Consider the following 11,945-nt stretch of genomic DNA (forward strand, 5'->3'; position numbering starts at 1 on the left):
TGATAATGAAAAATAAATACTTAATTATATTAGGAGCACTGTTAGCACTTAGTGCTTCTCTATTTGCTCAGACTAATGTCATTCCTCCTTCGCCAAATTCGGCTGCCGCTAATAATTTGTCCGGTATTAATGTTGGGGCATCAGGTGTAGGAGTAGTAGATGTTCCATTATATACTCTAAAGGGCAAAGACATATCCATTCCTATTTCTTTGCGGTATTCTACTTCAGGCATTAAAGTGCAAGATGTAGCTAGTTCAGTTGGTTTAGGATGGGCTTTAGATGCTGGAGGTAGCATTACTAGGGTGGTCAATGACGCTCCAGATGTTAGTTCGGATTATAATTTTATTGGGGAAGATGAAATCAATAAGGTGAACACAGGATATAATCATTTATATGATTCAGAACTTGATGTATTTATTTATTCTTTTTTAGGGAGAAGTGGGAAATTTTATTTAGATCCTGAAACTAATGTAGGGTATACACAACCATCAAGTGATTTAATAATTGAATATATACCAGGTGGAGTTGTTCAGGGTGCTGAAGAGGCAGATGGCATTTGGAAAATTACTGATGAAAGTGGAAATATTTTCACTTTTAGTTATGTGGAGAATACCTTATTCAGCCAAATGAATATGGAGTTATCATATGATGATGTGCCTTCCGATGGTGCCTATCAAGAGAAATACTCTTACACATCAAGTTGGAATCTATATACTATACAGAACCCTAATAGGATTGAATTGGCGAAGTTTATTTATACTAATCATGATATAGAATATAATTATTATTCAGAACAAGAGTTTACGAGTTGTGATGGATCGGGAACACCAAGGCATTTCTACACTAATAGTAAACTAAATGTTTCGCAAGGGTATATCAAATCTATTGAAACGTCTTTGGGAAAAGTTGATTTTTACTATCAATCGGGCAGAAGGGATTTGAAAGGAGGTTATTCTTTAGAAAGAGTGACCTTATCCAATGATAACTTGATAGGAAATTGTGTGCTAAATTATTCGTACCATAATTCAGTGCAAAAAGAATATTTCAGTTTAACAGCTAGATATCACCCTATAGAATGTAGAAATGATTACGACTGCAATAGATTTATGTTACGCTCTATCATTAGAGATAATATTTTGTATAGGAGGTTTGAGTATCACAGTGAAGTTCCTCTTCCAAGTCGAGATGCTGTTCTTTACGATCACTGGGGCTATTCTACATGGGATCCGAATCCTAGTTACCCAAGGTATTCTGATCGCAATGCAAGAGGCTGGAAGTCTTCCATTTATCCACATAGTGATAAAAGTCCAAATGAAGTTGGATCAACAGCGTGTGCTCTAAAGAGAATTATATACCCAACTGGGGGATATCAAAATCTGGAATATGAAGGTCATGATAATGTGGGTGGAATTAGGATAAAAAAAATTTTTTTGAGTGATGGACATAAAGAGTGGTTGGATAAAGAATTTACATATTCTGGTTTTCATGTAATTAATCAACCAATTCATAATTATCAATATTATACTGGAGGTAATTGCAATGAAGTAAGGTCTTCTTCACCAATCAATGATATTATAGATTTGAATGGGGTGTCAATTATCTATAATAAGATTGTAGAAATTAGTGCAGACGGTTCTAGTATTGAGCGCAATTACAATTATACACCTGACACTCCTCCTTCTGTAAATGCATACGTCTTCGAGTCAAAAGGTGACAAGTTTTATGACAGAGGGCCAATTGATTACAATAGAGTGCCATATGCAAAGAAAAACTCAAGAAGATATGCTAGTGGTAATCTAACTGATATAATATATAGAAACAGTAATAATAAAATGATTAAGAGTGTTCATTATAATTATGAATTCGGTTCTGAAAACTTCTCCAAAAGAAATCATCAAGTTCTTTATTCTATACCCTCTGATAATTCAGGGTTCGTTTATACTGTCAATTTTTATAATGTAGTATGTCAGTCAATTAAGATTAGTGATATTTCTGTGGTTGAATATGATGAAAATCAGTCTGAGACAATGAGAACAAATACCTCACTAGAGTATGGTATAACCAATCACCCTTCGCTCATTACAAAGTTATTAACTACATTTTCAGATGGCACTAGATTTAAGCAAACGTTTAATTATATGACCGATTTTGAAATGTATAATCCAAGCCCCTTTTTGGATTTAAAGGTTAATGGATTGTTTAAAAAACTTAATACTCATAATATCGCAAGCCCATTCGAAACCATTTCATACATAGCAGAGCCTAATCAAGAATTTAAAGTTACATCAGGTAAGTTATTAGTTTATAAGTTTTACAATGATCAGGATAGATATTATCCCTATGAGAGCTATAATTTACGATTGGATGCGCCCATTCCTGAATCACAATTTATCAATTTATCATTTGGGCAAACTAGTAACGAACTAAATTGGGATGATCATTATCATAAAGAATCTGAAGCCTCGTATGTTAATCAAAACATAAAAGAGGTAAAGAATTTATACGATGGCATGAGTTTTCAATATGAATGGCACTCGAATGGACTATTAAAGTCTGTTACTAAGGTTCGAGCCAATAATTATCAGAATTTTAAAACTAGTTATAATTCCACCCCACTTATCGGCCTTAAACAGCTGACTGATATAAACCAGAAGTCATTTTATCTGGACTATGATGAAAGAAATCGACTGTCCTTGGAAAAGGATAATGCTGGTAATATTTTAGTCAAATATCAGTATGATCAAACTGAAATATGCGATTTCGAAATTTCAGCTAATTATTTAGGTAACAATAAAGTAGCATTCAATGCTATGGGAAACTGCTATTCCGGAGGGACCTCATCATATTATTGGGATTTTGGTGATGGGAATGTTGTGAAGACTAATACTTTGAATGTAAGTCATACATACACCGGATCGCCTTATGATAAATATAATGTGAAGTTGGTGGTTGAAAATGATAATTTTCCTACAGTTTATTTTTCTAAACAAATCTCTACACTTGGAAACCAATGAAAAAATTTACATTATTTATAACGCTCTTAATTTCTTTTTATTCCAGTGTTTTTGCACAAGATGAGGAGATTATTATCAATGAAGTTAAGTCTGAAGGGTATGAAGATAAATCATACTATGTGGTAGAGAGCCTTACTTTAAAAAACTTTTCTTTCAAAGCCACCTCCGGTTCAACTTTCTTTGCTAAAACAATAGGAAGGATGGCTAATCATGAGGAAAAAAATGCCCTTCAGAAGGATATTATTACTGTAGAGGGAATAACATCTTCCAGTGTCGTTGATGCACTAGACCATGATCAGAAAAATACGGTTATAAACTATTTTGATGGATTGGGAAGAAATGCTCAAAATGTACTTAAGCAAGGGGGGGCTAATGGATATGATGTTGTAACGCCGTTTGAATATGATAATAAGGGAAGAATAGTTAACTCTTATCTTTCACATGAGGCCCGGACTTCTACCGGGGATTATCATGATGATATAATTGGGGAACTTTTAAATCAATATAGTGGTGAAAAACCCTACACTACTATTACTTATGATGATTCACCTTTAGACAGAGTCAAAACCCTGACCGGCGTTGGTAAAGATTGGTCTAATAACGGTAAGACTACAGACCTTAAAATTACATATAATTATGCATCTGAGGTGCGTAGATGGAAGGTAGTCGGCAATTTACCTCAGAGTAGTATGTATTACCCGGTTAATTCACTTATTGTTAAATCTGTTACTTCTGAAGATGGCATAGTGACCAAACAATATATCGATCCCCTAGGTAGAGTAGTACTAAATAGAGCGGATAGAATTTATGGTGATGGCCCTATAAGGCCGGTGGAGCATTATGATACTTATTATGTCTATGATGAATTGGGGCGTGTAAGATTTATAATTCCTCCAATGCTACATCTGAATTACTCTCCATCCATTGATGATGTAAATAAATGGTGTTATCAGTATGAGTATGACAAATATGACAATGTGATAAAGAGCAAATCACCAGGCAGTGATGTGAGGCCGATGCTTTTTATATATGATAATTATCAACGATTAGTGTTAATGCAAGATGGTAATCAATGGGGTAATTCACAATGGACGTTTTTTAAATATGATGATTTGAATAGGGCTATTGCAGTAGGAATATTTGAGACAAGTGCTTCTTATGAGTCATTAAAATCAAATATAAAAGGTAGTTCTAATCCACATCGATATGAACTAACTAATGTCAGCGATGTGGGTTACACACTCAATAGAACATTCCCTACGGATGTGGATGAAGATGACCTCTTATCTATTTCCTATTATGATACTTATGATGTGCTCTCAAATTCCGGGTGGGATGTTAACGCCAACTCTTATTCTCCAGTAACAGCAGAATTGAATGCTTCCGTCAATTATGCTGTTATGGGACAAGCTACTGCTAGTAAAACTAAAATACTCGGAACAGCAGAATGGCTACATTCAGTGATTTACTATGATGATGATTATCAAGCTATTCAATATATATCAGATAATCATTTGAATGGACTTGACCGTGTATCTACCCAATATGACTTTGAGGGAAAGATGATTAACATATCTTACAATCATTCTAGCAGTAATGAGCAGATGAGCACGGTAGAGTCTTTTGACTACGATCATGCAGGGAGGTTGCTTAAGATAACACACGGCATTAATAATCAAGATCCCATTGTGCTAGCCTCTTGCAGCTATAATGAGCGTGGTGAGGTTATCGAGAAAAACCTCTACTCAGCAGATGGTGGTGCCACTTATTTACAGTCCGAAGATTATAAATATAACATTAGAGGCTGGCTTACCCAGATAAATGATGTAGACCATTTATCTGATGAAAATGATCTTTTTGGGATGGAATTAGTCTATAACACATCTGATAAATTGACGAGTGTAAATGGACAAAATTTAACGCCAAAATATGGAGGAAACATATCTGCAGTTCTTTGGCGTAGAAATGATGGTATCAACAACTCTGAAAAGCAAGCCTATAAATTTGAATATGATGAATTGAATAGGTTTTCATCGGCAGAATATGCTAAGGAGGGAAATAATTATACCTCTGATGGAGGGATGATTAATGAGCAAGTGGAAGATTATGATATGAATGGTAATATAAAACGGTTAAGCAGAAATGATAAGATTAATAGCTCAATTACAGAGATTGATGATCTGACTCTAAGTCATAATGGAAATGCTCTAATAAAGGTGGAAGATGACGGCACAGAATTTGGCTATAATGAACATAATGTTTCCCTATCATCAGAATATACTTATGATTACAATGGTAATCTTACTTCGGATCTTAATAATGAAATAGTTTCCGTCATCTATAACTATCTCGATCTTCCAGAGGAGATAGAGTTTTATAACGGTATTACTATTACATATAGTTATGATGCTGCAGGCACTGTGCTTACCAAAGAAGTTACGAAAGGAACTCGGACTTTGGCTAGAACCGATTATTTAGGAGGTGTCCAATATGAAAATGGTGAGCTAGCATTTATCAGCACCTCAGAGGGTAGAGCGATAAACAAGTCTGATAAATTTGAATATGAATACTTTATGACAGACCATTTAGGTAATACCAGATTAACCTATGGTATGCTCAGTGAGGTAAACGTATATAAGGCAACAATGGAGTCCGAACGGTCTGCCCAAGAAGTGTCGGAGTTTGTAAACATTGACGAAGCACGACAACAAATGGTAAAAATGGGGGCCAATGGGGGCTTTATAAATACTACCCCTGCATCCAGTCAGATTCCTGTCCCTAAATATATGGCTGCATTAGGAGGTAGCTTTTCACAATACGTAGGGCCTGGTCTACAGCTTGATGTATCACAAAATGAAAAAATTAAAATTTCAGTTAATGCATATTTGAATGGATCTGGCACCGATAATACTGTTCTGCCAAGTCTTGTGGCTGCTGTAACAAACTCTTTTCAAATTTTGGATGGAGGTGAAACTGAAATCATTTATAGCGCATTTGAAAGTTATTTGCCAGTATTTTCTGGGCAAATACCAAATAATGGACTAAAGGCATATTTAAATTATATTCTTTTCCCAGCAGACTATAGTGGCACGCCGCAGTTTGGGTATATCCCGGTGGAAGCCAATAACGCTGGAGCTTGGCAGACTCTTAAACTAGATTTGGATATTCCTTTTAATGGACATATCTATATTTATACTGCTAACGAAAGTACAGTTAGTAGTTGTTATTTTGATGATTTGCAGGTTATTCACGATAAGAATAATGCAGGACTTCAGGTTACCAGTACTTCTGACTACTACCCGTTTGGATTAGAAATAGCAAGTACTAGATATGTTAACGAAGGGTTTTCACCCAACCGGTTCAGGTATCAAGGACAATATAGTACATATGATGAATATACTCAATGGAATGCTTTTGCAATACGAGGAAACTATGATAGCAGATTGGGTACTTGGTATAGTCAGGATCCTTATGGTCAATATTCTAGCCCATATAAGGGTATGGGGAATAATCCATTCAACGGTACTGATCCTGATGGAGGCTGGTTTGGAGGAAATGTTGTTTTAAATGCAGTCACTTGGGCTGCCATAGGTGGCGTATCAGGTGGCCTCTATTCGCTTGCTTCAGGCGCTGATTCTGAAGAGACTAGACGGAATGTGATGGCTGGAGCTTTGACATTTTCTGGTGTTTTTTTAGCATCAAAGGTTTCTTGGAGCAATGTTTTTAATAAAGTATCCGATGCAGCTTCAATTACAGCGTCCAATATTAAGGCAACCTTACTGGATATTGGCAAGAAGACTTTATTTACTCCTAAAGGTACAGTTACCGTTGAAAAGGCAATTTTTATGGGACGCGTGTATCCTACAATGGAGGAAATCAATGCCATGCAGCAAGCTGAACTATTCGCCAGGGGTGACGGTATAGAGCCTGTGTTTGTTGAATATGACATAGTTGAACTTTTTACTACAGGTGGCCTTGGTAAGGTCTTGAGAGCTGGAGCAACAGATGTGACAACATCTATTGTTAGGCGTGAGTTAACAGAAGAGGTGGGTGAGCAGGCTTTTAAAAAAGTTGTTGCTAAGGGGGCAAGAGCTCTTTGGAAATTGACAGATGAAGGCGCATCGCAAATAAAACGTCATTCTCAATTTGGTAAAATCTTCAAAAGTAAATCAGATGGACTTTGGTGGGCTGTTGACAATGCAGGTCATGGGGGTAGTAAATTTAAAGTGTTCAAAGAGGGTAAGAAAGGATTGGAATGGATTAGTGATGCTGATGAATTTGGTGACTTTATCATAAACAAACACAAAGGATCTACGGGTAAATTTATTCCTTGGGGACAATTGAAAACTATCAAATAGGAGTTACAATGAAAGTTGTTAAAAAATATAGTTCCAATGATTTTAAGGGTTTTGATTGGTTAGATTTTGATTATTTGCCAGGCAGTAAGGGGTTTAAGTTTGAAGTTTATTTCAAGGAGCCGAAAGATTTAGTCTCAAAATCAATCTTAATCTTTTATTCATTATTCAGAAGTTTTTTGGACGATGTCCTGATTACGACTTTTGGACAAGATGGAGAGTGGGGGAATTTCTGCCTTGATACTTGGGATATAGAAAATGATAGATATGATTATTCTCCTCATAATAAAAAGGAACCAACAGCAAGTTATCTTTCCATGTTAAATGATAGTGGAATTGAGCCAGAGTATAATGGTTATTGCAAATGCATTAATTGGGATAAATTCTTATATGTAATGTTTCACTGCGTTGCTCAGCATACGGCACCTTATAGTATGATGTTTTATGAACCTAAAAATGAGTTTGTGTTTTACTTTCATCATTCTGGCAGTTTCGGGATTTATTACAAAGATCTTAACAGTTCCATAAAGAAGGTTATAAGGAAAGTGCAAGAAGAAAATTTGGAAATCAAAAACACTAACGATAAAAGGGTTTCTTCGATAGCAATGTAGGGTAAGTTTCTTGGTGTTAGTGGAGTTGCCGCTAAGGGGAGTTCAAAGCTTTTAGCTCAAGGCAGATCCCCAATGCAGCAAGAATCAAATTGGAGTATTAGGAATAGATAGATCCTGGTTAGCGCTCGTTTCCAACGAGTGCTTATAGCTCCACAACAAGGATTTATAGATGTTTTAAATTTTTACATACAAGAATAAATAGTGAAGCCCTATTTCTTTATACTAATCTTGGTAACCATGTCAAAGTTATGCCTGGCACAAAAATATGATGTAAAACTCTCCCCTTCCCATCTAAAAAAAATAGAGCGTGCCAAAGATGCACGCTCTAAGTTAGATAGGTACCGGAAGTTTTATACCAAAGATAGCACCAGCGCTGCTAAAAAGGAGGGCAGGTACTGGCGCCAGAAGTCTGATAGTTTGTCTAAAGTATATACCCAGGAAAGACTTGAGAGCAATAAGACCCTATCAAAAATCTATTATACTGATTTAGATAGTGTTAAGTATGACTCTTTAGTAAAAGTAGCAGAAGAGCAGGGAAAAAGACAAACTTTGGAGTTTATGCAAAATCAAGGCATGGATGATCAATGGCTTTCCTTAAATTCCGGTGATAGTCTTTCTGATAAAATTGCCAACATGGCTGAAAATGAATTATTGAGTAAGGGGGGGGGGTATAGAAGAGATTAATGAGTTTGAAAAATATGCTGAGCAAGCTAAAGAGCTTAATTCCTCCCTTAATAAGCAGGAGGAGTTGGAAAAGTATACCGATGCCGATGCTGTACATAATGTAGGCAAGGAAGAGGCCAGAAAGCGTGCTCAAACTTTTTTTGCAAATAATACACAACAGCTAGAAGCTTTTCAGAAAAAAATGAGGATGCTGCAAAAGAAATATTCCGCGCTACCCAACTCCAATGATCTTTCCACAGCAGTGAAACGAAACTCGCTGGAGGGCAAGCCTTTGAGAGAACGTTTACTAATAGGAGGTAATTTTCAGGTAACAAGTCTGAATCCTTTTTCATTAGATGCATCACCGCAGGTGGGGTATAAGTTCAATAAAAAGTTGGTAGTGGGTGTAGGTGGAGCTTTACGGCATACATTTAGCAATGATCCTATCTCTACCACCACAGATATACCAAATAATAGCTATGGCTACAAAGCATTTGTTAGTTATGATATTATTAGCAGCTTTTTTGCCTATGGTGAATATGAGCGCATGAGCAAAGAAATAGCAGATAATAATGATCTCTCCGCCACCAAAATTCAGTGGATAGACGGTCTATTATTAGGTGCCGGGCGTAGATTTACCGTCCTGCCAAAAATAGATATGACCGTAATTATACTTTATAACTTTTTACATGATCCCCGGAAGGCAGTGCACCCCCAACCATGGCAGGTGAAGGTAGGATTTCAATTGAGCGAGCTAGCCCTAATCAAAAAATAAATGTTACTCTCTATTCAACTCTTCATGTGGCTTTATTCATCGGCCCAGCATGAGTCTTCTATAGCAGAAAAATACCAGTCAGCAGATTTAATTGTGGAGGCCTATTTAGATGGTATTTTTCAAATAAAAAAAGGGGAAGTGGTGAGTTTCATTATCAGAAAAAACTGGAAAGGAAAAGCTTATGTCTCCTCTTTTATTCTCAGGTATGATTTGAATGATACGGACCGAATGCACTTTTATGAAAATGAAGACTACCTTCTTTTTTGCAAAATGGATAGCGTATCTGGAAATTATATAACCACGGCAGAAATGGGAACCAAGTTATTATTAAATGCCGAGGCGGAAATTGATTACTTAGAGGCAAATGCGGCCTGTATAGATAATGAAAGTAAGCCTCAAAAATTTCCCTGTACTCGAGATATTTCCTTCGTATGCGGGTGTGATGGAAACACCTACTCTAATATCTGCGCGGCCAATGAAGCCGGTATCCAAGTGTGGACACAGGGTATTTGTGATTAAAATGATTTATTAAATATATGTATATGAAAAACTCTTTATTGTTAATCTTTTTTTGTCTGATTTCAATTAACCTTTTGGGGCAAACCTTATACGTGCCAGGAGGAAATACTGGTATTTCTAATACTAATGCAGGTAATGATAATGTCGGTATTGGTAAAAACGATCCAAGCTACAAATTGCATGTGAATGGAATAATAAGAGGTCGTGACCATATTGCCGTAGAGAAAGATGGTGCTTATAGGGTTGCACTGAATGGCACTCAAAATGGGTATGTAGAAGGAAGGAACGATTTGAGTGAATCCAAATTCAAAATTCATTCTGATGGACCGTCATATTTTAATGGAGGTAGAGTGGGTTTTGGAACAACAAACCCAAGGGCTACAGTTGAGGTTAGAGGAAGTTCTAACAGCTATTCAGGGACCGAGCATTTTATAGTAACAGACCAATATGGTAATAAAGATTTCCTAATAAGAGGAGATGGAAGTGTCCAAATAGGTTACAACATAAATGTTCCCAACGGGTACTTATTGGGTGTCGGAGGCAAGGCAATAATGGAAGAAGTTGTGGTGCAACTAAAGAGCCAATGGCCGGATTATGTTTTCGAAGAAGACTATTCACGACCTACATTAATGGAATTGATCGATTACATCCGAATTAATAAACATTTGCCAGGAATTCCTTCGGCCCAAGAGGTGCAAGAAGAAGGTATAGCAGTTGGTGAAATGAATGCGAAGTTATTAGAGAAAGTAGAAGAGCTTACATTGTATTTGATTGAGCTCAAGAAGGAAAATGAAAAATTAACTGAGCGAATTGAAATATTAGAAAAGAAATAAATTTCCTGCGTAATCTTATTAATATGAAACACTCAATACTTTTAGCTTTAGCATTTATGATGTGTCTAGGACTTCATGCTCAGACTTTATATGTTCCAGGTAATGTACAGTCTTCTAACAATGGTAATGTGGGTATTGGCACTCAAGACCCCACAGCTACTTTACACGTAAATGGAGACATTGCTTGGGGAAGTTCTGGTAGCAAGCTGTCTCCTGCTGGCACGATAGAACTTAAAGGTGCCGGTACACCTTATATAGACTTTTCAAATAGTAGTGCTGATGACTTTGATGCTCGCATTATGTTAAAAGATGATAATAAGCTTGGACTTACGGGGGCTAATTTTGGTGTGGGTACCAACTCCCCATTGTCTTTACTGTCCATATATAAGGCCAATGTTGGCACTAATACTGATGGCTTGGATCATTCATTATTATATTTAAATAATGGAAATGAAAGAGACGGTAGTATCGTTATTAAGTCTCATGGGGCACATAAAGATGAGGTTATTGGAGCTTTAAAATTTCATTCTAGCCCTGATGCTCTAAACTACAGTCAGTCAGCAATTAAAGCATTGGCAAACCAGGATGCTACAGCTAATGCTCTTGCATTCTATACGGCTTCATCCAATTCACAGCAAGAAGGTACTGAAGTAATGAGAATTCAAGGTGATCGTATTGGTATTTTAACCCCTAATCCAGATGCTAAGCTTACCGTAAATGGTGATATACACGCCAAAGAGGTTAGGGTTGATTTGAATTTCCCGGCACCAGATTATGTTTTTCAACCAGATTATAGTTTAGTTCCTTTGGTGGATGTGAAGAAATATATACAGGAAAATCATCACCTATCGGAAGTTCCGTCAGCTACAGAAATGGAAGAAAATGGTATTGATGTGGCTAGCATGAATATGCTATTATTAAAAAAGGTAGAAGAGCTTACTCTTTATCTCATTAAGCAAAATGAAATTAACCAAAAGCAAGCCGAGGAAATTGAAGCTTTGAAAGAAAGATTGCTCAACCTCGAACAATAATGTCAATTCATTGCTTCTACATAAAGCCGAATAAATAATATCTAAAATTTATCATATGAGATAATTGCTTTAACTTAGGGGAGTAATTGTCTCATATTTTTGAAATCTAAATCAAAAATTCTGAGGAATTTTAAGAGATTTCAT

8 protein-coding genes are annotated in these 11,945 nt (G+C 36.3%); all 8 read left to right on the forward strand.

Annotated features, from left to right (window positions below):
• Positions 1-5: 5 nt before the first annotated feature.
• The 8 genes from LVD16_RS05320 to LVD16_RS05355 all read left to right on the forward strand — a co-directional run bounded on the left by LVD16_RS05320 (position 6) and on the right by LVD16_RS05355 (position 11,801).
• Positions 6-3,014 (forward strand): PKD domain-containing protein, encoded by a 3,009-nt coding sequence (locus LVD16_RS05320; protein WP_233772809.1) that lies wholly within the window; start codon positions 6-8, stop codon positions 3,012-3,014.
• Positions 3,011-7,372: a DUF6443 domain-containing protein gene (locus LVD16_RS05325; RefSeq protein WP_233772812.1), complete on the forward strand. Its 4,362-nt coding sequence runs from the start codon at positions 3,011-3,013 to the stop codon at positions 7,370-7,372. Before LVD16_RS05320 ends, LVD16_RS05325 begins: the two co-directional genes overlap by 4 nt.
• Before the next feature lie 8 nt (positions 7,373-7,380).
• Entirely contained in the window at positions 7,381-7,980 is a 600-nt protein-coding gene (locus LVD16_RS05330; protein ID WP_233772814.1) for a hypothetical protein, read from the forward strand.
• Between the two features lie 237 nt (positions 7,981-8,217).
• Positions 8,218-8,664, forward strand: a complete 447-nt coding sequence (locus LVD16_RS05335) for a hypothetical protein (protein ID WP_233772816.1) — start codon at positions 8,218-8,220, stop codon at positions 8,662-8,664.
• Positions 8,665-8,728: 64 nt separating this feature from the next.
• Entirely contained in the window at positions 8,729-9,418 is a 690-nt protein-coding gene (locus tag LVD16_RS05340; RefSeq protein WP_233772818.1) for a putative outer membrane beta-barrel protein, read from the forward strand.
• A complete protein-coding gene (locus LVD16_RS05345; protein WP_233772820.1) occupies positions 9,419-9,937 on the forward strand; it encodes a Kazal-type serine protease inhibitor family protein in 519 nt (172 codons plus the stop codon).
• A gap of 23 nt (positions 9,938-9,960) precedes the next feature.
• Positions 9,961-10,770: a hypothetical protein gene (locus tag LVD16_RS05350; protein ID WP_233772822.1), complete on the forward strand. Its 810-nt coding sequence runs from the start codon at positions 9,961-9,963 to the stop codon at positions 10,768-10,770.
• A gap of 23 nt (positions 10,771-10,793) precedes the next feature.
• On the forward strand, positions 10,794-11,801 hold the full coding sequence (locus LVD16_RS05355) for a hypothetical protein (protein WP_233772824.1): 1,008 nt from the start codon (positions 10,794-10,796) through the stop codon (positions 11,799-11,801).
• Positions 11,802-11,945: the final 144 nt, after the last annotated feature.

This window comes from Fulvivirga ligni, assembly GCF_021389935.1.
In the GTDB taxonomy this organism is placed as follows: domain Bacteria; phylum Bacteroidota; class Bacteroidia; order Cytophagales; family Cyclobacteriaceae; genus Fulvivirga; species Fulvivirga ligni.

Coding starts and splice junctions, on each gene's coding strand:
- LVD16_RS05325 (WP_233772812.1), top strand. CDS start 3,011: ATGAAAAAATTTACATTATTTATAACGCTCTTAATTTCTTTTTATTCC.
- LVD16_RS05320 (WP_233772809.1), top strand. CDS start 6: ATGAAAAATAAATACTTAATTATATTAGGAGCACTGTTAGCACTTAGT.
- LVD16_RS05345 (WP_233772820.1), top strand. CDS start 9,419: ATGTTACTCTCTATTCAACTCTTCATGTGGCTTTATTCATCGGCCCAG.
- LVD16_RS05350 (WP_233772822.1), top strand. CDS start 9,961: ATGAAAAACTCTTTATTGTTAATCTTTTTTTGTCTGATTTCAATTAAC.
- LVD16_RS05355 (WP_233772824.1), top strand. CDS start 10,794: ATGAAACACTCAATACTTTTAGCTTTAGCATTTATGATGTGTCTAGGA.
- LVD16_RS05330 (WP_233772814.1), top strand. CDS start 7,381: ATGAAAGTTGTTAAAAAATATAGTTCCAATGATTTTAAGGGTTTTGAT.
- LVD16_RS05335 (WP_233772816.1), top strand. CDS start 8,218: ATGTCAAAGTTATGCCTGGCACAAAAATATGATGTAAAACTCTCCCCT.